The following is a 22504-nucleotide window of genomic DNA, read 5'->3' as shown; positions in this document are numbered from 1 at the left end:
ACAGTCAGCTGTCGAAGCCGAGGCCGACCCGGTCCATGGCCTTGAGCCACAGATTGCGCCGGCCGCCGTTCTCGTCGGCTCGGGCGAGCGACCACTTGGTGAGGCCGATGCCGGCCCAGGCGACCGGCTCCGGCGGGAACGGCAGCGGCTTGGTGCGCACCATCTCCAGTTCGGTGCGCTCGGTGCGCTCCCCCGCCAGGAGGTCGAGCATCACATCGGCGCCGAAGCGGGTCGCGCCGACCCCGAGTCCGGTGTACCCGGCGGCGTACGCGACCCGCCCGGCGTGGGCGGTGCCGAAGAACGCCGAGAAGCGCGAGCAGGTGTCGATCGCCCCGCCCCAGGCGTGGCTGAAGCGCACCCCTTCCAACTGCGGGAAGCAGCGGAAGAACTGCTCGGCCAGCTTGGCGTAGGTCTCGGGCCGGTCGTCGTACTCGCTGCGCACCTTCCCGCCGTACGGGTAGATCGCGTCGTAGCCGCCCCACAGGATCCGGTTGTCAGCGGACAGCCGGAAGTAGTGGAACTGGTTGGCCGAGTCGCCGAGCCCCTGGCGGCGGTGCCAGCCGATCGAGGCGAGCTGGGCCGCGTTCAGCGGTTCGGTCATCAGCGCGTAGTCGTACACCGGGACCGTGTACGGCCGCAGCCGCTTGACCAGCGAGGGGAAGACGTTGGTGCCGAGCGCGACCTGCCGGGCGCGGACCTTCCCGTACGGGGTGCGCACACCCATGCCGGTGCCGACCCGGGCCAGCGAGAGGCCCGGGGTGTGCTCGTGGATCCGTACGCCCATTTCGAGGCAGGCCCGCTTCAGGCCCCAGGCCAGTTTGGCCGGGTGGAGCATCGCGACGCCGCGCCGGTCCCAGAGCCCGCCGAGGAAGGTGGGCGAGTCGACCTCGGCCCGCAGCTGCTCCTCGTCGAGGAGTTCGAGCCCGCCGAAGCCGAGCCGGTTCGCCTCCTCGTACATCTCGTGCAGCTCTTCGAGCTGGTGGGGCTCGGTGGCGACGTCGATCTCGCCGGTCCGCTCGAAATCGCAGTCGATCCGGTAGCGGGCGACGGCGGCCTCGATGGCGTCGAGGTTGGCCGCGCCCAGCTCTTCGAGCCGGGCGAGCTCGCCGGGCCAGCGGGCGAGTCCGTTGCCCAGGCCGTGGGTGAGGGAGGCGGCGCAGAAACCGCCGTTGCGGCCGGAGGCCGCCCAGCCGATCTCCTTGCCCTCGATGAGGACGACGTCCCGGCCGGGGTCGCGCTCCTTGGCGATGAGCGCGGTCCACAGTCCGCTGTAGCCGCCACCGATGACGAGGAGGTCGCACTTCTCGTCACCGGTGAGGGCGGGCAGCGCCTCGGGGCGGCCGGGGTCCTCCAGCCAGAAGGGGACGGGCCTGGCGCCCGCGAGAGACTGTGTCGCTGCACTGTTCATGGCTCGGGTCACGGCCATGATTTCCAACTCCCTCAGAACTGCGTACGGTTACGCTTTCGCGCTGTTCTTGCGCCGGTTCGCGACGAGCTGGCCGGCGGTGACCACCACTACGGCGATGATGAACATGGCCGTACCGATGACGTTGATCTGCACGGGTGTGCCGCGCTGCGCCGAGCCCCACACGAACATGGGGAAGGTCACGGTGGAGCCCGCGTTGAAGTTGGTGATGATGAAGTCGTCGAAGGAGAGCGCGAAGGCGAGCAGCGCGCCCGCCGCGATGCCGGGTGCGGCGATCGGCAGCGTCACCCGCAGGAACGTCTGGACCGGACCGGCGTAGAGGTCGCGCGCGGCCTCCTCCAGGCGCGGGTCCATGGACATCACGCGGGCCTTGACGGCGGTGACGACGAAGCTCAGGCAGAACATGATGTGGGCGATCAGGATCGTCCAGAAGCCCAGCTGCGCGCCCATGTTGAGGAAGAGCGTGAGCAGCGACGCGGCCATCACGACCTCGGGCATCGCCATCGGCAGGAAGATCAGCGAGTTGATCGCGCCGCGCGCCCGGAACCGGTAGCGGACCAGGGCGAACGCGATCATCGTGCCGAGCACGGTCGCGCCGACCGTCGCCCAGACGGCGATCTGGAGCGACAGCGAGAGCGAGCCGCACATGTCGGCGACGCCGCACGGGTCCTTCCAGGCGTCGGTCGAGAACCGCGTCCAGGAGTAGTTGAAGCGCCCGTTCGGCTTGTTGAACGAGAACACCATCACGACGACGTTCGGCAGGATCAGATAGGCGAGGGTGCCCAGTCCCGCGATGACGACGAGATGGCGGCGAAGCCATGTGAGAACGGGCATCAGACCAGGTCCTCCGTGCCGGCTCGGCGGATGTAGACGGTGACCATGACCAGGACGATCGCCATCAGGATGAAGGAGAGGGCGGCGGCCGTCGGATAGTCGAGGACCCTGAGGAACTGCGACTGGATGACGTTGCCGACCATCTTCTGGTCGGTGGAGCCCAGCAGTTCGGCGTTGACGTAGTCGCCGCTCGCCGGGATGAAGGTGAGCAGGGTCCCCGAGACGACGCCGGGCATCGACAGCGGGAAGGTCACCTTGCGGAAGGTGGTGGCGGGCGTCGCGTACAGGTCGCCGGCCGCCTCGTGCAGCCGGGAGTCGATGCGCTCCAGGGACGTGTACAGCGGCAGGATCATGAACGGCAGGAAGTTGTACGTGAGTCCGCACACCACCGCCATCGGCGTGGCCAGGACCCGGTTGCCCTCGGTCCAGCCCAGCCAGTTGGTGACGTCCAGGACGTGCAGGGCGCCGAGCGCGTGCACCACCGGGCCGCCGTCCGCCAGGATCGTCTTCCACGCCAGGGTGCGGATGAGGAAGCTGGTGAAGAACGGCGCGATCACCAGGACCAGGACCACATTGCGCCAGCGTCCCGCTTTGAACGCGATCAGATAGGCCAGCGGATAGCCCAGCAGCAGACACAGGAGCGTCGCGGTGCCCGCGTACAGCAGGGAGCGGACGAACTGCGGGTAGTACTCCTTGAAGGCGTCCCAGTACGTCTGGAAGTGCCAGGTGACCTGGAAGCCCTTCTCAAGTGAGCCCGTCTGTACGGACGTTGAGGCCTGGTACACCATCGGCAGCGCGAAGAACACGATCAGCCACAGGATGCCGGGCAGCAGCAGCCAGTACGGGACGAGCCGCTTGCGGGTGGACGCCTTGCGCACCGGCAGTTCCGCCGGCGCTTCGGCCACGGCGGTCACGCGGCGTCCTCGACCTTCTCCACGCCCGCGTCGATCGCCTGCGCCGCGTCGAGGCCGAAGGTGTGCGCCGGGTTCCAGTGCAGGACGACCTCGGCACCGGGGGTGAGGCGGGTGTCGCGCTCGATGTTCTGCTCGTACACCGAAAGGCCGCTGCCGGCCGGGGAGTCCACCAGGTACTGGGTGGAGACGCCGATGAAGGACGAGTCGACGATGCGGCCGGTCACGCGGTTGCGGCCGTCGGCGATGGCGCCCTCGTCGTCGCGGTGGGCGAGCGAGATCTTCTCGGGGCGTACGCCGACGAGGAGCTTGCCGCCGCTGCTGGTGGGGGCCGAACATCGCCCGCCGGGCAGCCTCAGCTTGGCGCCGCCGGCGGTGACCACGATGTCGTCGCCACTCTTCTCGCCGACCTCGGCCTCGATGAGGTTGGAGGTGCCCAGGAAGTTCGCGACGAAGGTGGTGCGCGGGTTCTCGTACAACTCGGCCGGGGCGCCGAGCTGTTCGACACGGCCGCCGTTCATCACCGCGACCGTGTCGGCCATCGTCATGGCCTCCTCCTGGTCGTGGGTGACGTGGATGAAGGTGATGCCGACCTCGGTCTGGATGCGCTTGAGCTCCAGCTGCATCTGGCGGCGCAGCTTCAGGTCCAGGGCGCCGAGCGGCTCGTCCAGGAGCAGCACCTGGGGGTGGTTGATGAGCGCGCGGGCGACCGCGACGCGCTGCTGCTGGCCGCCGGAGAGCTGGTGCGGCTTGCGCCCCGCGAAATCACCGAGCTGGACGAGTTCCAGCATGTCGTCGACCTGCTTCTTCACCGACTTGATGCCGCGCCGACGCAGCCCGAAGGCGATGTTCTCCGTCACGTTGAGGTGCGGGAAGAGGGCGTACGACTGGAAGACGGTGTTCACCGGCCGCTTGTACGGCGGCAGGTCGGTGACGTCCTTGTCACCGAGGAAGACGGTGCCGGTGGTCGGCTCCTCAAGGCCCGCGATCATGCGGAGCGTGGTGGTCTTCCCGCAGCCGGACGCGCCGAGCAGGGCGAAGAACGAGCCCTGCGGAACGGTCAGTTCGAGCGGCTGGACGGCGGTGAAGGAGCCGTACGTCTTGCTGATCCCGGTGAGGCGGACGTCGCCGCCGGCGGTGCTGTCTGTCATGGGTGAGGTCCCAGGGGGGTGTCGAGGGGGAGGGAGGGGCCAAGCGCCCTGAAGGGGCGCGGGGCTGTGACATCGTGCGGCTGCGCTGCGATGGGGGTCCCCCCTGTTCGAGCGAAGCCGAGAACTTGGGGGAACGACCAGCCGCAGCGGACCGGCACCGAAGAACTCAAGCCCTGCGGAGCACTACGCGCCGATGAGCTTGGAGAACTTCTGCTCGTACGCCGTCTCCTCGGCCTCGCTGAGCGAGCGGAAGGAGTGGGACTTCGCGGTCATCGCCTTGTCCGGCAGGATCAGTTCGTTCTCGGCGAGCTTGGGGTCGATCCTGGCGAGTTCGTCGCGGACCCCGTCGACCGGGCAGAGGTAGTTGATGAACGCGGCGAGCTTGGCGGCCACCGGCAGCTCGTAGTAGTAGTCGATCAGTTTCTCCGCGTTGCTCTGGTGCCGGGCCTTCGCCGGGACCAGCAGGTTGTCGGTGGAGGTCATGTAACCGGCGGCCGGGATCGCGTACTTGATGTCCGGGTTGTCGGCGCGCAGCTGGGTCACGTCGCCGCCCCAGGCGACACAGGCGGCAAGGTCGCCCTTCACCAGGTCGCCGGTGTAGTCGTTGCCGGTGAAGCGGCGGATCTGCTTGGTGTCGACGCCCTTCTGGAGCCGGCCGATCGCCGCGTCGAAGTCGGCGTCGGTGAACTTCGCCGGGTCCTTGCCCAGGTCGAGCAGGGTCATCCCGATCGTGTCGCGCATCTCGGACAGGAAGCCGACCCGGCCCTTGAGGCTCGGGTCGTCGAGCAGCTGGGTGATCGAGTCGACCTTCTTGCCGCCGGTCGCCTTGGCGTTGTAGGCGATGACGGTCGGGATGCCGGTCCAGGGGTAGGAGTAGGAGCGGCCCGGGTCCCAGTCGGGCATGCGGAACTGCGGCGCGAGGTTGGCGTACGCGTGCGGCAGCTGGGACGGGTCGAGCTTCTGCGCCCAGCCGAGCCGGATGAGGCGGGCGGCCAGCCAGTCGGTGAGCACCAGGAGGTCCCGGCCGGTGTCCTGGCCGGCCGCGAGCTGCGGCTTGATCTTCCCGAAGAACTCGACGTTGTCGTTGATGTCCTCGGTGTACTTGACCTGGATCCCGGTGCGGCGGGTGAACTCGTCCAGCGTCGGATGGTGCTTCTTGTCGTCGCTGATGTCCATGTACTGCGTCCAGTTGGAGAAGTTGATCTCCTTCTCCTGGGCGGAGTGGTCCGCGTTGGACGGCCCGGTGCCGTTCTCCTTGGTGGCCGCGGGGATCCCGCAGGCGCTCAGGGTGGCGAGGCCGCCGACGGTGAGCGCGCCGACGCCCGAGGCGCGCAGCAGCGAACGGCGGGGCAGGGCGCCCCTGCCGTTGGTCAAGCTGCGCCGGACGGCGGCCAGTTGGACCGCCGCGAGGGGCTCCCTCCCGCTCGAACGCGGGGGTCCCCCCTGTACTCGAACGTGGGGGTCCCCCCTGCTCGAACCAAGTTGAGAGCTTGGGGGAGGGAGCTTGGGGGAGAGAGCTTGGGGGAGGTCGGGCTCGTACTGCTCCATGCGCTGTGTGCCCTTTCGGGTGGGTTCGGCGGCCGCTGGTCCGGCGGCCTTGGTTATCGGTCCCCGAAGATCGTGCGGTGCCAGTCCTTCCTGGCGACCGCTGTGTTGTCGTACATCACGTGCTTGACCTGCGTGTACTCCTCGAAGGAATACGCCGACATGTCCTTTCCGTAGCCACTCGCCTTGTAGCCGCCGTGCGGCATCTCGCTGATGATCGGGATGTGGTCGTTGACCCAGACGCAGCCCGCCTTGATCTCCCGGGTCGCCCGGCCGGTGCGGTACACGTCGCGGCTCCAGGCGGAGGCGGCGAGTCCGTAGGGGGTGTCGTTGGCGAGCGCGATGCCCTCGTCGTCGGTGTCGAAGGGCAGCACCACCAGGACCGGGCCGAAGATCTCGGCCTGGACGATCTCGCTGTCCTGGGCGGCGTCGGCGATGAGGGTGGGCCGGTAGTAGGCACCGTCGTTCTTCGGGGCCTCGCCGCCGGTGACGATGCGGGCGTAGCCCCTGGCCCGCTCCACGAATCCGGCGACGCGGTCGCGGTGGGCGTGCGAGATCAGCGGGCCGAGGTCGGTGTCCGCGTGGAACGGGTCGCCGAGCCGGACGGTCTCCATGAGGGCGGCGACCTGGCCCACGAAGGCCTCGTACAGCGGGCGCTGGACGTAGGCGCGGGTGGCGGCGGTGCAGTCCTGGCCCGAGTTGATGAGCGAGGCGGCGACCGCGCCGTGCACGGCCGCCTCCAGGTCGGCGTCGTCGAAGACGACGAAGGGGGCCTTGCCGCCCAGTTCGAGATGGAGGCGCTTGACGGTCGCCGTGGCGATCTCGGCGACCCGCCTGCCGACCGGCGTGGACCCGGTGAAGGAAGTCATCACGACGTCCGGATGGCCGACGAGGTGCTCGCCCGCGTCCTTCCCGGCGCCCGTCACGATGTTGACCACGCCGTCCGGGATCCCGGCCTCCTTCGCGGCCTCGGCGAACAGGAGCGAGGTCAGAGGGGTGATCTCGGCGGGCTTGAGGACGATGGTGTTGCCCGCCGCGATCGCCGGGAGGATCTTCCACGCGGCCATCTGGAGCGGGTAGTTCCAGGGCGCGATGGAGCCGACGACCCCGATCGGCTCGCGGCGCACGTACGAGGTGTGGTCGCCGTCGTACTCACCGGCCGACCTGCCCTCCAGGTGCCGGGCCGCGCCGGCGAAGAACGCCGTGTTGTCGACCGTGCCGGGTACGTCGAACTCCCGGGTCAGCTTGATGGGCTTGCCGCACTGGAGGGACTCGGCCTGCGCGAACTCCTCGGCGCGCTCGGCCAGGACACCGGCGAGGCGGTGCAGGGCCGCCGAGCGCTCGCCGGGGGTGGTGGCGGACCAGCCGGGGAAGGCCGCCTTGGCCGCGGCCACCGCGGCGTCGACGTCGGCGGGCCCCGCGAGTTCGTACGCGTACACCGCTTCGCCGGTGGCCGGGTCGACGACCTCGTGCCGCCGCCCGGAGGTGCCGGGGCGCAGCCGTCCGCCGATGTACTGGGCGCCGGCCGCGAAGCGGTCCTGCGCCCGGAAGCGATTGCTGTTGCCGTTGTCGGTGTCCATCTCGCCCACGTTCTTCGTAGCTTCGGCTCGATTTGAGTGACGATCCTGGCAGAGCCACACCTGACCAACAAGTGATTCCGTTGTTGCCTTTTGGTTACGCGACGGAATCTGTCGACCATGTGTCGCGTCGTGGCTGGAATGGCCCGACGGAGTGTCAGTGGCGCGTGCCAGACTCGCGTGCATGGCAGAGACCACGGGGAATCCGGACCGGTTGGACGAGCTGATCGCCCACGTCAAGAGCGGTGCACACATCAAGTTCCTGAACTTCTGGGGCCACGCCCCGAAGCGTGACGGCACGCTGGGGCCGAGCTGTTTCAGCCAGTGGTGGCCGTCGCCGTTCACGGTCGACGGGGTGGAGTACGCGACGGCCGAGCACTGGATGATGGCGTCGAAGGCGCGGCTGTTCGGGGACGCGGACGCGGAGCGTGCGGCGCTCACGGCGGCGAACCCGGCACTGGCGAAGAAGGCCGGGCGCCTGGTGCGCGGCTTCGACGAAGGGGTGTGGCAGCGGGAGCGATACGGCATAGTCCTGGCCGGCAGCCTGCACAAGTTCGGCCAGGACGAGGCGCTGCGGGAGTATCTGCTGGCCACCGGGGACCGGGTCCTTGTCGAGGCCAGCCCGCTGGACCGGATTTGGGGCATCGGCCTGGCGGCGGACGCTCCTGAGGCGGCGGACCCCACGCGCTGGCGGGGGCTGAACCTGCTGGGCTTCGCACTGACGGAGGCGCGGGAGCGGCTGCGCTGACCCGTCCCTGTGGCGAAGGGGACCGCTTCGGGCCCCCTTCGCGCAGGTGATGCTCCTCAGCGGGCCGATGCCGCCAGCGACAGGAAGGCTCCGTAGTCGTCGTAGTTGCTGCTGGTGTGCGAGGACGGGGCGTGGGCCACGAGCACGATCAGCAGGACGAGGATCAGGATGCCGAGCACGATGCCGGCGATGCCCATGATGATTCCGGCCAGTGCCTGGCCCCTGTTGTTCGCCTCGCCGCGGGCGACCCGGCCCTTGCCGAGCAGCCCGAAGATGAGGGCCAGCACGCCGAGCACGATTCCGGCCACGCCCCAGGTGCAGATCATGAGCGCCAGCGAGGTGATGCCGAGCACCATCGCGGCGGTGCCGAAGCCGTTCTGCGGGGCGGGCATCCCGGTCCAGCCGGGGTAGCCGTAGGACGACTGGCCCGGGTAGCCGGGGTAGCCCTGGGCGGGCTGCTGCGGGTAGCCGGGGTAGCCGTAGCTGCCCGGAACCGGCTGGCCGGGGGCGGGCGGTGGCCCCATCGGCGACTGCTGGCCGGGGGCGGGCGGTGGCCCCGTCGGTGCGCCGAAGCCGGGGCCGGGCGCGCCGGGGAAAGCCCCGGGAACCGGCGCGCTGCCGGGCGCTGCCTGGGCCGGGGCGCCGCTCTGGCCGTCACCGGGAGCCCCGGGTGTCCCGGGTATGGAGACGGCGGTCGGCTGGTCGTGCACCGGCGGCTTGTCCAGCGGAACCTTGTGCTCCGGCGGCGCCCAGGGGTCGCGGGGCTCCGGGCCTCCCGACGGCTGCTGGGTGTTGTCTGACATGGGCCTCCCCCATCGTGGTCCCGTCATGCTAAGGCCCGGACCTCCGGCGGGACGCGCCCGGCCTACCATGATCCCCGACCGGCGAAGGCCGACGACGCCGACGCGAGGACCGCCGCGCCAGACCCCTGGAGGACCCCATGACCGACCTGCACCCCTTCATCGCGGGGCTGCCCAAGGCGGAGCTCCACGTGCACCACGTCGGCTCCGCGTCCCCGCGCATCGTGGCCGAACTCGCGGCCCGCCACGCGGACTCGAAGGTCCCCACCGACCCCGAGGCACTCGCCGACTACTTCACGTTCACGGACTTCGCCCACTTCATCGAGGTCTACCTCTCGGTGGTCGACCTGATCCGCACCCCGGAGGACGTGCGCCTGCTCACCTACGAGGTGGCCCGGGACATGGCCCGGCAGAACATCCGGTACGCCGAGCTGACCATCACGCCGTTCTCCTCCACCCGCCGGGGCATCGACGAGCGGGCGTTCATGGCGGCGATCGAGGACGCCCGCCGGGCCGCCGAGGCCGAGTTCGGCACGGTGCTGCGCTGGTGCTTCGACATTCCCGGCGAGGCGGGCCTGGAGGCCGCCGCCGAGACGGCCCGCCTCGCCACCGAGGACGGCGTACGCCCCGATGGCCTGGTGTCCTTCGGCCTCGGCGGACCGGAGATCGGGGTGCCCCGCCCCCAGTTCAAGCCGTATTTCGACAAGGCCATCGCCGCCGGGCTGCACTCCGTACCGCACTCGGGCGAGTCGACCGGCCCGCAGTCGATCTGGGACGCGCTGATCGAGCTGCGGGCCGAGCGCATCGGCCACGGCACCAGCGCCACCCGGGACCCGGCGCTCCTCAAGCACCTCGCCGACCACCGGATCGCCCTGGAGGTCTGCCCCACCTCCAACCTGGCCACCCGGGTGGTGCCGGACCTGGACGACCATCCCGTCAAGGAGATGGTGGCCGCGGGCGTCCTGGTGACCATCAACAGCGACGACCCGCCGATGTTCGGCAGCGACCTCAACAACGAGTACGCCGTCGCCGCCCGCCTCCTGGACCTGGACGAGCGGGGCCTGGCGGACCTCGCCAAGAACGCCGTCGAGGCGTCCTTCCTGGATCCCGCGGGCAAGACGAAGCTCGCCGCCGAGATCGACGACTACACGGCGCGGTGGCTCGCCCGCTGACGTCGGGATGAACGCAATGAACGGGCTGACTGGCTCAGCTCGATGCCGCTCAGCACAATGACCCCATGCGCACCGTGACTGTTGTGGGCCACCGCGGCGACCCGTACCGCGTCCGCGAGAACACGCTCCCCTCCATCGCCTCGGCCCTGGAGCGGGGCGCGGACGCGGTGGAGATCGATGTCCGGCCGACCCGGGACGGCGTGCCCGTGCTGCTGCACGACGAGACGCTGAAGCGGCTGTGGAACCACGACCGCCCGCTGGCCGCGCTCCGGTACGAGGAGGTGCGGGAGGTGTCCGGCGGCCGGATTCCCACGCTCCGCGAGGCGCTGATGGCCGTCGGCGCGCACCGGGTGCTGATCGATCTGCCGGGTGCCACCGAGGAGTCGGTGCGCAAGGTGGTGGGCACGGTCCGCGAGTGCGGGGCGGGCGAGCGGGTGTACTACTGCGCGGGCCCGGTCACCATGCTGCGGGTCCGCGCCGCCGACCCGCGCGCCGAGATCGCCCTCAGCTGGACCTCCCCGGCCCCGCCGCGGCCCGCGCTGATCGATGACGTGCGGCCGCGCTGGCTCAACTACCGCTTCGGGCTTGTCAGTTCCGAGCTGGTGGAGTCGGCCCACCGGAACGGGATGCTCGTCTCGGCGTGGACCGCGGACACCGGGCGCAGCATGCGCCGGCTGATCGAGCGGGGCGTGGACTCGATCACCACCAACCGGGTGGACACTCTGTGCGGCATCCTGTCGAGGCGATAGCGGCTCGACGGGGGGACAGGGTGTGCGTACGGAGTGGCTGACGGCGCGGCTGCGGGCGGCGAACGGATGGGTGGTCGACATCGGTCTCGCCCTGCTGGTGCAGGCGGCGATGACGATCCCGTTCGCCGTGGACCGGCCCGACGGGCTGCGCCCGGCCACCTGGGCCGACTACGCGCTGACCTCGCTGTCGGTGCTGCCCCTGGTGTGGCGGCGCCGGGCCCCGGTCGCGGTGACGCTCGCGGTCCTGGCGGCCGGAGCGGCGTACAAACTGACCCTGGACGGGCCCGGCCAGCCGCTGCCCTATCCGGGTCTGGTCGCCCTGTATTCGGTCGCCGCGCTGTCCCCGGTACGCAAGCGGGTCGCCGTCGGCACGCTGGTCGCCGCGCTGATCCTGCCCTCGGTGGCGCTCAACACCCAGGACGCCAAGGAGCTGATGTTCTCCTTCTTCGTCTTCGGCGCCGCGTACGCGCTGGGCCGGCTCACCCACACCCGGCAGGCCTACACCGCGGCCGTCGAGGACCGGGCGGCGCAGCTGGAGCGGGCCAACCGCATCGAGGCCGAGCAGGCCGCGGCGCGTGAACGGGCCCGGATCGCACGGGAGATGCACGACATCCTGTCGCACGCCGTCAGCATCATGATCGTGCAGGCGGAGGCGGGTCCGCTGGCGGTGCGGGCGGCGCCCGCGCGGGCGGAGGCGGCGTTCGAGGCGATCTCCGAGACGGGCCGGGACGCGATGGTGCAGCTGCGCCGGATGCTGGGGGTGCTGCGCGAGGAGGCCGCCCCGGACGGCACGGCCGCCCCGCGCGAGCCGCAGCCGGGGATCGCGGGGCTGCCCGCGCTGGTCGAGCGGGTGTCGCTCGGCGGCCCCACGGTCTCCTACGAGGCGACGGGCGCACCCCACGCGCTGCCGCCGGACACCGAGGCGACCGTGTACCGGATCGTGCAGGAGGCCCTGACCAACGCGGTCAAGCACGCGGCGGCCCGCTCCATCTCCGTACAACTCGCTTATGGAGCACGGGAGTTGACGGTCACGGTCCTGGACGACGGGAGCGGGCCCGGCGGCGCGCCGGGACCCGGTACCGGGCACGGTCTGATCGGCATCCGCGAGCGCGCCGCGGCCCACGGCGGCAGTGCCACGGCCGGGCCGGGCCCGGACGGCCGGGGCTTCGAGGTCCGGGCGGTCGTCCCGCTGGGCGCCATCGCCCCCGACCCGGCGGACACCACCCTTGTAATCTCCCCTGCGGAGGTGGGGGCATGACGATCCGTGTGGTGGTGGCCGACGATCAGGAGCTGGTGCGCAGCGGCTTCGCGCTGATCCTGGACATGCAGCAGGACATCGAGGTGGTCGCCGAGGTGGGCGACGGCGCCCAGGCCGTCGACGCCGTGCGCCGGCTGGCGCCCGATGTGGCGCTGCTCGACATCCGGATGCCGCACCTGGACGGCATCGAGGCCTGCCGCGCGATCAGCGCGCGGAGCGCCTGCCGCACGGTGATGCTGACCACCTTCGACTCCGACGAGTACGTGTACGAGGCGCTGCACGCCGGGGCCAGCGGCTTCCTCCTCAAGGATGTCCGGCGGGACGATCTCGTGCATGCGGTACGGGTGGTGGCGGCCGGGGATTCGCTGGTCGCGCCGTCGGTGGCGCGGCGGCTCATCGCCGAGTACACCTCACGCCCGGCGGCCCCGGCCCCCTCGGGGCGGCTCGACGCACTGACCGCGCGCGAGCGCGAGACGCTGCTCCTGCTCGGCCGCGGTCTGTCCAACGCGGAGATCGCCGCCGAACTGACCGTCTCCGAGCACACCGTGAAGACGCACGTGGGCAACGTCCTGGCGAAGCTGGGCCTGCGGGACCGCGTCCAGGCGGTGATCTGTGCGTACGAGTCGGGCCTGATCGCGGCGGGCGCTCCCTCCTGAGGGGGAGGACCGCGTGGCCCGACTCCCCCGCGCCGGTGAGGAGTCGGGCCCCCAGAACCGCCCGCTCCGGCGATCCGCCCGGCGCCCGTGATCAGCAGGATGGTGTCCATCAGCACGACGGACCGCCCGAATCACGGAGACCAGGCATGAACGCCCGCACCCGCACCACTCTGATCGCCACCGCTCTCGTCCTGGGCATCGCCGCGGGCCCGGCCACCGCGGCGGCCCCCGCGCCCGGCGCGGCCCGGTCCGCGAGCCACCAGGACAGCGGCACCCTCGACACCGCCGCCCTGCGCGCGGCCATCGAGAACGCCGGGAAGCCGGGCGCGGACGCGACCGCGGCGCTGGTCCGGGTCGGGGGCGCCGGGGGCGGCTGGCGCGGCAGCGCCGGGGTGCACGATCTGAAGAGCCACCGCCCGGCCGACCCCGCCGGCCGTTTCCGGGCGGGTTCGGTCACCAAGGTCTTCACCGCGGCCGTGGTGCTGCAACTCGCGGGCGAGGGCAGGGTCGACCTGAACCGGCCGGTGCGCGCCTATCTGCCCGACCTGATCCCGGCGGAGTACGACATGGTCACCGTCCGCCAGCTGCTCAACCACACCAGCGGCATACCGTCCTACGACAGCGGCAGCGGCGAGACGGTCGACGACTGGTATGCGCACCGGTTCGACCTGCACGACCCGGCGGACATGGTCCGGCAGGCCACCGCCCACAAGCCGCTGTTCGCGCCGGGCTCCCAGCAGCACTACGACAACATCGGCTACACAGTGGCCGGGCTGCTCATCGAGAGGGTCACCCACGACGCGTACGCGCACCAGGTCGAGCGCCGCATCCTGCGTCCGCTGCACCTGACGGGCAGCGGCTTCCCGGGCGCCGATCCGGCGATCCGCGGCCCGCACAACCACGGCTACCAGGAGTTCCCGAAAGCCGACGGCACCAAGGAGTTGCGGGACGTGTCGGTCTGGGGCGCCACCGAGGCCTTCGCGGCCGGCGACCTGATCTCCACCACCGCCGACCTGGAGACGTTCCTGCGGGCTCTGTTCAAGGGGCAGGTGGTGCGCGGGCCCCAGCTGAAGGAGATGTTCACGGTGCCGGGCAGGGAGGTCCGCCAGTACGGGTCCGGCGCCCCGGCCGCGTACAGCGCGGGTCTGGAGACGCTCAGGCTGGGCGGCCGCGAGGTGTGGGGCAAGACGGGCGGCCGCTGGGGCTACAACGCGCTGATCGCGGCCACGCCCGACCTGTCCCGGACGCTCGTCTACAGCGTCAACGCGGTGGACGCCAAGGGCGAGGCCATGAACCGGACCGCACTGGGAATCGTGGTGGCCGCCTTCGGCCGACCGGACACCCCGGCATCCTGACCCGCCCTCAGCCGACCACCGTCTCCGCCACGGCCATCGCCTCCGGCCTCACCGGGGCGCTTCGCTCGTGATCGCAGCGTACGCTCGCATTGAACGCGTTCAATACCTGGGTGGGCTACAGCCCCACGATCGCGTTCCACCGCTTGGCGAACTCGACCCGCTCCTGCGACGTGATGTCCCGGGCGATGGCGAGGCGCTTGCGCATGGCGTCGTCCGGGAAGATCAGGGGGTCCTCGGCGAGGGCGGCACGGTCCTTGTCCTTGGCGGAGGCGAGGACCTCGCGGGCGGCCGGGACGGGGCAGACGTAGTTGACCGAGGCGGCCAGCTCCGCGGCCACGTGGGGGTCGTAGTAGTAGTCGACCAGCGCCTCCGCGTTGGCCTTGTGGCGGGCCAGGTTGGGGATCATCATCGACTCGGCCCACAGCTCCGCGCCCTCCTCGGGCACCACGAACTCGATGTCGGGGTTGTCCGCCTTGAGCTGGAACACATCGCCGCTGTAGGCCTGACAGGCCAGCACATCGCCCTTGTTGAGGTCGCTGGTGTAGTCGTTGCCGGTGAAGCGCCGGATCTGCTTCTTCGCCACCAGCTTCTCGATCCGGTCGCACATCCGGTGGAAGTCGGCCGCGGTCCACTGGGTGATGTCGACGCCGTCGCCCTGCATCAGGAGCGCGAAGGACTCGTCGAGCCCGGAGAACAGCGTCACCCTGCCCGCGAGCCGCGGGTCCCACAGATCGCTGACGTGCCGGATCTCCCGGCCGAGCTTCTTCTTGTTGTACGCGATGCCGGTGATCCCGGACTGCCACGGGACGCTGTGCAGCCGCCCCTTGTCGAAGGCGGGCGTGCGCAGTTGGGGGTCGAGGTACTTGCTCACGTTGGGCTGCTTGGCGCGGTCCATCTGCTGCACCCAGCCGAGCCGCACGAACCGGGCCGCCATCCAGTCGCTGATGACCATCAGGTCCCGGCCGGTCTCCTGGTGGTTCATCAGCGCCGGGCTGATCTTCCCGAAGAACTCGTCGTTGTCGTTGATCTCCTCGGTGTACGTGACGGAGATCCCGGTGCTCCGGGCGAAGGCGTCGAGGGTCGGCCGCTTGGCGGGGTCCTTGTCGTCGACGTCTATGTAGAGCGGCCAGTTGGCGAAGGTGAGGCTCTTGTCGTCCGCCGAGCGGTCGCGCCCGGCCCGCTCGCCGGGTTCGACGTACGCCGCGGGGACCCCGCAGCCGGCCAGCGCGGCCAGCGCGGCCCCGCCGCCGAGGGCGCGCAGGAGGCTGCGGCGGGTGAACGGGCTGCTGGCGCGGTACGCGGTCGGTGGCATTCCCGCAGGATGCCCGCCAGAGCCCACCCGCTTCAATGGACGCTGCGTACAGCCGTACGCCCCCGGCCAGACACCCTGTCGGGGGGCCGGGCAGCGAGAAGGGGCGGGGGAACTCCCCCGCCCCTTGCGGCCGTTCGGGCCGCGGCTCAGCCCTCGATGGACGTCATCACGTGCTTGATGCGGGTGTAGTCCTCGAAGCCGTACGCCGAAAGGTCCTTGCCGTAGCCGGACTTCTTGAATCCGCCGTGCGGCATCTCGGCGACCAGCGGGATGTGGGTGTTGATCCAGACGCAGCCGAAGTCCAGGTTCTTGGACATCCGCATGGCGCGCGCGTGGTCCTTGGTCCACACCGAGGAGGCGAGCGCGTACTCGACGCCGTTCGCGTACTCCAGGGCCTGGGCCTCGTCGGTGAAGGACTGGACGGTGATGACCGGCCCGAACACCTCGTTCTGGATGATCTCGTCGTCCTGCTTGAGGCCGGAGACGACGGTCGGGGCGTAGAAGTAGCCCTGCTCGCCGACCCGGTGGCCGCCCGCCTCGACCTTGGCGTGCGCGGGCAGCCGGTCGATGAAGCCGGAGACCTGCTTGAGCTGGTTGGCGTTGTTGAGCGGGCCGTACAGCACGTCCGCGTCGTCGGGCTGCCCGGTCTTGGTCTCGGCGGCGGCCTTGGCGAGCGCGGTCACGAAGTCGTCGTGGATCGACTCGTGCACGAGCACCCGGGTCGCGGCCGTGCAGTCCTGGCCCGCGTTGAAGTACCCGGCGACCGCGATGTCCTCGACGGCCTTGGCGATGTCGGCGTCCTCGAAGACCACGACCGGGGCCTTGCCGCCCAGCTCCAGGTGGACGCGCTTGACGTCCTTGGCGGCGGACTCGGCGACCTGCATGCCGGCCCGTACGGAGCCGGTGATGGAGGCCATCGCCGGGGTCTTGTGCTCGACCATCGCGCGGCCGGTGTCGCGGTCGCCGCAGATGACGTTGAAGACGCCCTTGGGCACGATCGCCCCAATGATCTCCGCGATCAGCACAGTTGAGGCCGGGGTGGTGTCCGAGGGCTTGAGGACGACCGTGTTGCCCGCGGCGAGCGCCGGGGCGAACTTCCACACCGCCATCATCATCGGGTAGTTCCAGGGCGCGACCTGCGCGCAGACGCCGACCGGCTCACGGCGGACGATCGAGGTCATCCCCTCCATGTACTCGCCGGCGCTGCGGCCTTCGAGCAGCCGGGCGGCGCCCGCGAAGAAGCGGATCTGGTCCACCATCGGCGGGATCTCTTCGCTGCGGGTGAGCTCGATCGGCTTGCCGGTGTTCTCCGACTCGGCGGCGATCAGCTCCTCGGCGCGCTCCTCGAAGGCGTCCGCGATCTTGAGCAGGACGCGCTGGCGCTCGGCCGGGGTGGTGTCGCGCCAGGCCGGGAAGGCCGCGGCGGCGGCCGCCATGGCGGCATCGACATCCTCCTGGCCGGAGAGCGGCGAGGTGGCGTACGCCTGGCCCGTGGCCGGGTTGACCACCTCGATGGTCCGCCCGTCGGCGGCATCGCGGAACTCCCCGTCGATGTAGTTACGTAGTGTGCGCAACCGACGCAGTTCGGTGGTCACTTCGCTGGCCTCCCGGCTCCGATGTCCGATGGATGAGACAGCCCACCCTAGTCGGTGGGGTGACGCTTTCGACAGGCCCGACGCTCGCGAACTTCGGATTCAGTTCTCTTGAGGTCACGGAACAACGAATTTCATCGCTTCGGGGTTGCGGGACGGAGCGAGTCGGGTGCACAGTGGCTTCGTGGCCAGCCGAAGCGAAGACCCCAGGATCGGGAACGGACCGCCCTCCCGTCTCCCGACCACCGCCCCTCAAGGAGACGCTCCGCGTCGCAGCAACGGAACGTCGATCGACGCCGTCTCCCTGGCGATCATCGAGCAGCTCCAGGAAGACGGGCGCCGCCCGTACGCCGCGATCGGCAAGGCCGTGGGCCTGTCCGAGGCGGCCGTGCGCCAGCGCGTCCAGAAGCTGCTCGACCAGGGCGTGATGCAGATCGTCGCCGTCACCGACCCGCTCACCGTGGGGTTCCGGCGCCAGGCGATGGTCGGCATCCGCGTCGAGGGCGATCTCGACCCCGTGGCGGAGGCGCTGACGGCCATGGCCGAATGCGAGTACGTGGTGATGACCGCGGGCTCCTTCGACCTGATGGTGGAGGTCGTCTGCGAGGACGACGACCACCTCCTCGAAGTGATCAACAAGAGGATCCGCGCCCTCCCCGGCGTGCGCTCCACCGAGAGCTTCGTCTACCTCAAGCTGAAGAAGCAGACCTATATGTGGGGAACCCGATAGCCGTGAGCAAGGACCTCAGCCAGACCGCCTACGACCACCTGTGGATGCACTTCACCCGCATGTCGTCGTACGAGAACGCGCCCGTTCCCACCATCGTCCGTGGCGAAGGCACCTACATCTACGACGACAAGGGCAAGAAGTACCTCGACGGCCTGTCGGGCCTGTTCGTCGTCAACGCAGGACACGGCCGTCACGAGCTCGCCGAGACCGCGTACAAGCAGGCGCAGGAGCTGGCCTTCTTCCCGGTCTGGTCCTACGCCCACCCCAAGGCCGTCGAGCTCGCCGAGCGCCTCGCGAACTACGCTCCGGGCGACCTCAACAAGGTCTTCTTCACCACCGGCGGCGGCGAGGCCGTCGAGACCGCGTGGAAGCTGGCGAAGCAGTACCACAAGCTCACCGGCAACCACACCAAGTACAAGGTCATCTCGCGTGCGGTCGCCTACCACGGCACCCCGCAGGGCGCCCTGTCCATCACCGGTCTGCCGGCCCTGAAGGCCCCCTTCGAGCCGCTGGTCCCCGGCGCGCACAAGGTGCCGAACACCAACATCTACCGCGCCCCGATCCACGGCGACGACCCGGTCGCCTTCGGCCGCTGGGCCGCCGACCAGATCGAGCAGGAGATCCTCTTCGAGGGCCCCGAGACCGTCGCCGCCGTCTTCCTGGAGCCGGTGCAGAACGCGGGCGGCTGCTTCCCGCCGCCGCCCGGCTACTTCCAGCGGGTCCGCGAGATCTGCGACAAGTACGACGTGCTGCTCGTCTCCGACGAGGTCATCTGCGCCTTCGGCCGCCTCGGCACGATGTTCGCCTGCGACAAGTTCGGCTACGTCCCGGACATGATCACCTGCGCCAAGGGCATGACCTCGGGCTACTCCCCGATCGGCGCCTGCATCATCTCCGACAAGCTCGCCGAGCCGTTCTACAAGGGCGACAACACCTTCCTGCACGGCTACACCTTCGGCGGCCACCCGGTCTCCGCCGCGGTGGGCCTGGCCAACCTCGACATCTTCGAGCGCGAGGGCCTCAACCAGCACGTCCTCGACAACGAGGGCGCCTTCTTCGACACCCTCAAGAAGCTGCACGACCTGCCGATCGTCGGCGACGTGCGCGGCAACGGCTTCTTCTACGGCATCGAGCTGGTGAAGGACAAGGCCACCAAGGAGACCTTCAACGACGAGGAGACCGAGCGCGTCCTGTACGGCTTCCTGTCGAAGGCGCTCTACGACAACGGCCTGTACTGCCGGGCCGACGACCGCGGCGACCCGGTCGTCCAGCTCGCCCCGCCGCTGATCTCCGACCAGGCGACCTTCGACGAGATCGAGGGCGTACTGCGTCAGGTCCTTGACGAGGCCTGGACGAAGCTCTGACCGTCCGCGCCCACGGCCCGGCCGCGCCCATCCGAGTGAGATGGGCGCGGCCGGGCCGCGTGCTGTTGGGTCAGCCACCCGCCACTCCCTAGCGTGCCCAGTGACCGATCGGCCCTGCCTTCGTTCCCTCGTGCGGGGGAGCAGGAATTCTGATCCGAACCGAGGTGTGCACCATGGTGGCTCCGCCGGACAACGACGTGCTGTGGGCGCGTTCCCTGCACCATTCCCACAGCGGCTCGCCCGCCCTGAACGGCGTCAGTGTCGAGGTACGCGAGGGCGAGATCCTCGCCGTCGGCGGCCCGCGCGGCTGCGGCAAGACGACCCTGCTGCGCTGTCTGTCGGGCCAGCTGGTGCCGGACGAGGGCGAGGTGTGGTTCAACAGCGGCGCCGTGCACACCCTGGGCGCCGCGGCCCGTGAGCAGCTGCGCCGCGACCGCTTCGGCTGGATCGACCCCGAAGCCACCCTGGTCCCCGAACTGAACGCCTGGGAGAACGCGGCCCTGCCGCTCCTGCTGCGCGGCATCGCGCACCGTCCCGCGAAGAAGGCCGCCCTGGAGTGGCTGGAGCGCCTCGACATCGACACGTGCGCCAAGAAGCGCCCGCACGCCCTGCTCCAGGCGCAGCGCCAGCGCGTCGCGATCGCCCGCGCCCTGGTGACCGCCCCCGCCGTACTGTTCGCCGACGAGCCGACCGCGGCCCTGCACCGCGCCGACGCGGCCCAGGTGCTGCGCACCCTGCTCACCGCGGCCCGCTCGCACCGGATCACCACGCTCATCGCCACCCACGACACCGAGGTGGCCGCACTCGCCGACCGCACGGTGATCCTGATCGACGGACGCCGGGTCAACGCCCGTGGAAACAGGGGCACTTCGGATGCGGAGGGCCTTGAGGCGTGCTCGCTCTCCGTCTAGCCCGCGGCACCCATCCCCTGATCCTGCTGCGCCGCCTGCTGGTGGCGGCGGCCTCGGCCGGGGTCGGCCTCCTCCTGCTGTGCACCCTCGGCTACGCGGTCGACCACCCCTCGGGGTCGGTGCTGCGGCTGCTGTGGTGCGCGGTTCCGCTGGCGGCCGCGGTGCACTTCGCGGTCGCCGTGGCCCGCACCGACCCGAGCACCCGGCCGCGTAAGGGGCTGTCCGCGGTGGGCCTGGGCCCGGCCCGGCTGACCGCGATCGCCACCGCGTCCACGGCGGTGGCCTGCACGCTCGGCTCGGCGGTGGCGCTCGTGACGTATCTGCATCTGCGCGGCGACGTCACCGGCCTCCCCTTCGACGGCTCGGCCGCGGGTCTGCTCGCCGCCGACCGGCCGATGCCGCTGGCGGGCGCGCTGACCCTGCTCACCATCCTGCCGGTGTCGGCCTGGGCGGCGGCCGGGTTCGCGCTGCGCCCGCACGCCCGGCGCCCCGCCGACACGAGCGACCCGGTCCACCCCGATGAGCCCGCGCCCGCGCCGAGCGGGCTGCCCTGGGGCGTCACGCTCGTCGCGGCGGGCCTCGCGGTCGAGTCGTACCTGAGCCGTGGCGCGGCGGATTCGGCGCTCCCGATGCCGGGCCATGCGCAGGCCAGCCCGGCCGGGGTGCTCGCCGGGTGGGCGCTGACCGCCCTGGGCCTCGCGGTCGCGGGTCCGGGCCTCGCGCACTTCAGCGGGTGGCTGCTCCAGATGGCCCGTCCGGGCGCGGCCCGGCTGCTCGCGGGCCGGGTCCTGATGGCGGAGGCCCGCCGCATCGGGCGCCCGCTGGGTGTGGTGAGCGCGGTGGCCTCCGGGGCGATCGCGGTGGTCACGCTGTACGGCGGCCGGGGCCCGCACCCCTTCGGCCCGCTGACCGGCCTCGGCGCGGCCCTGGTGATGAGCTGCACGATGGCCACGCTGCTGACCGCCGCGCTGGAGTCCCGGCACGCCCGCGCCGAGACCACGGCCGTGCTGCTGAGCCTCGGCGCTCCGGCGAAGCTGCTCCTCGGCGCCGCGGCCCTCAGGGCCCTCGCCCTGCTGGCGGTGTTCGCGCCGCTGACCTTGGTGATCTCCGAACTGGCGGCGCTGCCGTTGCGGGGCTGATCCGCGCCGAGCCGACGTGTCGACGTCCGATTCGCTGCCGCGCCCCCCCGGGGGCGCGGGGAACCGCGCGACCACCCGATGACCGGCCCGCACTCGACCGACCGCACATCCAGCGGCGCGCTTAGCATGACGAGATGCCGAACGAAGACGTGCAGTTCCCTTCGGGCAGCGACATCGAGATCGAGTCGCTCGCCGAGTTCGACACGGCCGTCGCCCGCGGCCCGCTGGCCGGATTCCGGGTCCAGTCGGTCGACCTGACGTCCCGTACGGTCGCGCTGCTCGCCACCGACACGGCGGGCGCGGTCTTCCTCGGCTGTGCGATGCAGCCGGACGCGGCGGCGAAGGTCCGCGCCGACGGCGCCCTGGTCTTCCCGCCCGTCCCTCAGCTGCCCTTCGACCCCTACCGGGGCGGCCTCTACTCCCCCGCCGAGCTCTTCGAGGGCCTCTCCGAGGGGTACGAGCACACACCCGACGCGCTCGCCTACGCCTGGTACCAGCAGACCAAGGCGGACGGCGACGTCTTCTCCTCGATGCTGCGCTCCATCCACGACGACGCGATCTCCGACGCCCTGGACGAACTCCTCGTCGGGGCGCGCGTGGTGGGCGTGATGGGCGGCCACGCGATGGCCCGCGGCACCGCCGAGTACGGGGGCGCGGCCGTGCTCGGCCGCACCCTGGCCCGCGCAGGGTTCACGGTGGCGACGGGCGGCGGTCCGGGCGCGATGGAGGCCGCGAACCTCGGCGCGTACGCGGCGCCCTTCGCCGACGAGATGCTCGGCTCGGCCCTCGAACTCCTCGCCGGGCAGCCGTCGTTCAGGCCGTCGGTGTCCCGGTGGGCGCGGTCCGCCTTCGAGGTCCGTACGCGCTGGCCGCGCGGCGGCACCTCGGTGGGCATCCCCACCTGGTTCTACGGCCACGAGCCGCCGAACGCCTTCGCGAACGCGATCGCGAAGTACTTCGTCAACGCCACCCGCGAGGACGGCCTGCTGGCCCGCTCCACCGCGGGCGTCGTCTTCCTGCCCGGCGCGGCCGGCACCGTACAGGAGATCTTCGACAACGCCACGCCGAACTACTACGAGTCGCGGGGCCGCCCGACGCCCATGGTCCTGGTCGACCGCGCGCACTGGACGGAGCGCCTGCCCGCCTGGCCGCTGCTCCAGGCGCTGGCCGCGGACCGCCCGATGGAGGTGCGGGTCGCCCTGGTCGACTCGGTGTCCGAGGCCCCCGGGGCGCTCGCCCGCATGTCGCGCGAGCCCTGAGTGGCGAACGGGCCG

The 22504-nt window shown here is 71.0% G+C and carries 20 protein-coding genes; 11 read left to right on the top strand and 9 right to left on the bottom strand.

Annotation, left to right across the window (positions count from 1 at the left end; genetic code table 11):
- Nucleotides 1–4 precede the first annotated feature (4 nt).
- From ACIQ8J_RS26875 to ACIQ8J_RS26850, 6 genes are all read right to left on the bottom strand, one after another.
- A complete protein-coding gene (locus ACIQ8J_RS26875; protein WP_403275075.1) occupies nt 5–1426 on the bottom strand; it encodes an NAD(P)/FAD-dependent oxidoreductase in 1422 nt (473 codons plus the stop codon).
- A gap of 30 nt (nt 1427–1456) precedes the next feature.
- On the bottom strand, nt 1457–2260 hold the full coding sequence (locus ACIQ8J_RS26870; protein WP_403275076.1) for an ABC transporter permease: 804 nt from the start codon (nt 2258–2260) through the stop codon (nt 1457–1459).
- Nucleotides 2260–3174, bottom strand: coding sequence for an ABC transporter permease (locus ACIQ8J_RS26865; protein WP_399056155.1), 915 nt, complete (start codon nt 3172–3174; stop codon nt 2260–2262). The genes ACIQ8J_RS26870 and ACIQ8J_RS26865 overlap by 1 nt, the downstream gene beginning before the upstream one ends.
- Nucleotides 3171–4322 (bottom strand): ABC transporter ATP-binding protein, encoded by a 1152-nt coding sequence (locus ACIQ8J_RS26860; protein WP_403275077.1) that lies wholly within the window; start codon nt 4320–4322, stop codon nt 3171–3173. The genes ACIQ8J_RS26865 and ACIQ8J_RS26860 overlap by 4 nt, the downstream gene beginning before the upstream one ends.
- A gap of 183 nt (nt 4323–4505) precedes the next feature.
- Nucleotides 4506–5696, bottom strand: a complete 1191-nt coding sequence (locus ACIQ8J_RS26855) for a spermidine/putrescine ABC transporter substrate-binding protein (protein WP_403607951.1) — start codon at nt 5694–5696, stop codon at nt 4506–4508.
- 227 nt (nt 5697–5923) lie between these two features.
- On the bottom strand, nt 5924–7447 hold the full coding sequence (locus ACIQ8J_RS26850) for a gamma-aminobutyraldehyde dehydrogenase (protein WP_403275080.1): 1524 nt from the start codon (nt 7445–7447) through the stop codon (nt 5924–5926).
- Between the two features lie 151 nt (nt 7448–7598).
- Here ACIQ8J_RS26850 and ACIQ8J_RS26845 point away from each other — a divergent pair, with 151 nt between their 5' ends.
- Nucleotides 7599–8192, top strand: coding sequence for an NADAR family protein (locus ACIQ8J_RS26845; RefSeq protein ID WP_403275082.1), 594 nt, complete (start codon nt 7599–7601; stop codon nt 8190–8192).
- A 56-nt stretch (nt 8193–8248) separates the two neighbouring features.
- Here the strand turns inward: ACIQ8J_RS26845 and ACIQ8J_RS26840 are convergent, their stop codons facing one another.
- Nucleotides 8249–8995 (bottom strand): hypothetical protein, encoded by a 747-nt coding sequence (locus tag ACIQ8J_RS26840; protein ID WP_403275083.1) that lies wholly within the window; start codon nt 8993–8995, stop codon nt 8249–8251.
- A 137-nt stretch (nt 8996–9132) separates the two neighbouring features.
- Between ACIQ8J_RS26840 and ACIQ8J_RS26835 the strand changes: the two genes are divergently transcribed.
- From ACIQ8J_RS26835 to ACIQ8J_RS26815, 5 genes are all read left to right on the top strand, one after another.
- Nucleotides 9133–10164, top strand: a complete 1032-nt coding sequence (locus tag ACIQ8J_RS26835; protein ID WP_403275085.1) for an adenosine deaminase — start codon at nt 9133–9135, stop codon at nt 10162–10164.
- 65 nt (nt 10165–10229) lie between these two features.
- Nucleotides 10230–10913, top strand: coding sequence for a glycerophosphodiester phosphodiesterase (locus ACIQ8J_RS26830; RefSeq protein ID WP_403275086.1), 684 nt, complete (start codon nt 10230–10232; stop codon nt 10911–10913).
- Nucleotides 10914–10935: 22 nt separating this feature from the next.
- Entirely contained in the window at nt 10936–12171 is a 1236-nt protein-coding gene (locus tag ACIQ8J_RS26825) for a sensor histidine kinase (RefSeq protein WP_403275088.1), read from the top strand.
- Nucleotides 12168–12827 carry a response regulator gene (locus tag ACIQ8J_RS26820; RefSeq protein WP_403275090.1) on the top strand — a complete coding sequence of 220 codons (660 nt, stop codon included), beginning with the start codon at nt 12168–12170 and terminating at the stop codon, nt 12825–12827. The genes ACIQ8J_RS26825 and ACIQ8J_RS26820 overlap by 4 nt, the downstream gene beginning before the upstream one ends.
- 146 nt (nt 12828–12973) lie before the next feature.
- Entirely contained in the window at nt 12974–14182 is a 1209-nt protein-coding gene (locus ACIQ8J_RS26815) for a serine hydrolase domain-containing protein (RefSeq protein WP_403275092.1), read from the top strand.
- A 115-nt stretch (nt 14183–14297) separates the two neighbouring features.
- On the opposite strand, the gene ACIQ8J_RS26810 is transcribed toward ACIQ8J_RS26815, so the two are convergent.
- A complete protein-coding gene (locus tag ACIQ8J_RS26810) occupies nt 14298–15494 on the bottom strand; it encodes a spermidine/putrescine ABC transporter substrate-binding protein (RefSeq protein WP_403275094.1) in 1197 nt (398 codons plus the stop codon).
- Nucleotides 15495–15640: 146 nt separating this feature from the next.
- Nucleotides 15641–17089 carry a gamma-aminobutyraldehyde dehydrogenase gene (locus tag ACIQ8J_RS26805; RefSeq protein ID WP_403275096.1) on the bottom strand — a complete coding sequence of 483 codons (1449 nt, stop codon included), beginning with the start codon at nt 17087–17089 and terminating at the stop codon, nt 15641–15643.
- Between the two features lie 181 nt (nt 17090–17270).
- On the opposite strand from ACIQ8J_RS26805, the gene ACIQ8J_RS26800 reads away from it, so the two are divergent.
- The 5 genes from ACIQ8J_RS26800 (at nt 17271) to ACIQ8J_RS26780 (ending at nt 22489) form a co-directional block, all read left to right on the top strand.
- Complete coding sequence (locus tag ACIQ8J_RS26800; RefSeq protein WP_403275099.1) at nt 17271–17816, top strand: Lrp/AsnC family transcriptional regulator; 546 nt, start codon at nt 17271–17273, stop codon at nt 17814–17816.
- Nucleotides 17801–19180: an aspartate aminotransferase family protein gene (locus tag ACIQ8J_RS26795; protein ID WP_403275101.1), complete on the top strand. Its 1380-nt coding sequence runs from the start codon at nt 17801–17803 to the stop codon at nt 19178–19180. Before ACIQ8J_RS26800 ends, ACIQ8J_RS26795 begins: the two co-directional genes overlap by 16 nt.
- 173 nt (nt 19181–19353) lie before the next feature.
- Entirely contained in the window at nt 19354–20091 is a 738-nt protein-coding gene (locus ACIQ8J_RS26790; RefSeq protein WP_403275103.1) for an ATP-binding cassette domain-containing protein, read from the top strand.
- Complete coding sequence (locus tag ACIQ8J_RS26785) at nt 20073–21230, top strand: hypothetical protein (protein WP_403275105.1); 1158 nt, start codon at nt 20073–20075, stop codon at nt 21228–21230. The genes ACIQ8J_RS26790 and ACIQ8J_RS26785 overlap by 19 nt, the downstream gene beginning before the upstream one ends.
- Before the next feature lie 134 nt (nt 21231–21364).
- Nucleotides 21365–22489: an LOG family protein gene (locus tag ACIQ8J_RS26780; protein WP_403275107.1), complete on the top strand. Its 1125-nt coding sequence runs from the start codon at nt 21365–21367 to the stop codon at nt 22487–22489.
- Nucleotides 22490–22504: the final 15 nt, after the last annotated feature.

This window comes from Streptomyces sp. NPDC094147 (assembly GCF_044764265.1).
GTDB lineage: Bacteria > Actinomycetota > Actinomycetes > Streptomycetales > Streptomycetaceae > Streptomyces.
This window is presented reverse-complemented; position numbering and strand designations above follow the sequence as displayed.

Coding starts and splice junctions, on each gene's coding strand:
- ACIQ8J_RS26875 (WP_403275075.1), bottom strand. CDS start 1,426: ATGGCCGTGACCCGAGCCATGAACAGTGCAGCGACACAGTCTCTCGCG.
- ACIQ8J_RS26870 (WP_403275076.1), bottom strand. CDS start 2,260: ATGCCCGTTCTCACATGGCTTCGCCGCCATCTCGTCGTCATCGCGGGA.
- ACIQ8J_RS26860 (WP_403275077.1), bottom strand. CDS start 4,322: ATGACAGACAGCACCGCCGGCGGCGACGTCCGCCTCACCGGGATCAGC.
- ACIQ8J_RS26850 (WP_403275080.1), bottom strand. CDS start 7,447: ATGGACACCGACAACGGCAACAGCAATCGCTTCCGGGCGCAGGACCGC.
- ACIQ8J_RS26840 (WP_403275083.1), bottom strand. CDS start 8,995: ATGTCAGACAACACCCAGCAGCCGTCGGGAGGCCCGGAGCCCCGCGAC.
- ACIQ8J_RS26835 (WP_403275085.1), top strand. CDS start 9,133: ATGACCGACCTGCACCCCTTCATCGCGGGGCTGCCCAAGGCGGAGCTC.
- ACIQ8J_RS26830 (WP_403275086.1), top strand. CDS start 10,230: ATGCGCACCGTGACTGTTGTGGGCCACCGCGGCGACCCGTACCGCGTC.
- ACIQ8J_RS26820 (WP_403275090.1), top strand. CDS start 12,168: ATGACGATCCGTGTGGTGGTGGCCGACGATCAGGAGCTGGTGCGCAGC.
- ACIQ8J_RS26815 (WP_403275092.1), top strand. CDS start 12,974: ATGAACGCCCGCACCCGCACCACTCTGATCGCCACCGCTCTCGTCCTG.
- ACIQ8J_RS26810 (WP_403275094.1), bottom strand. CDS start 15,494: ATGCCACCGACCGCGTACCGCGCCAGCAGCCCGTTCACCCGCCGCAGC.
- ACIQ8J_RS26790 (WP_403275103.1), top strand. CDS start 19,354: ATGGTGGCTCCGCCGGACAACGACGTGCTGTGGGCGCGTTCCCTGCAC.
- ACIQ8J_RS26780 (WP_403275107.1), top strand. CDS start 21,365: ATGCCGAACGAAGACGTGCAGTTCCCTTCGGGCAGCGACATCGAGATC.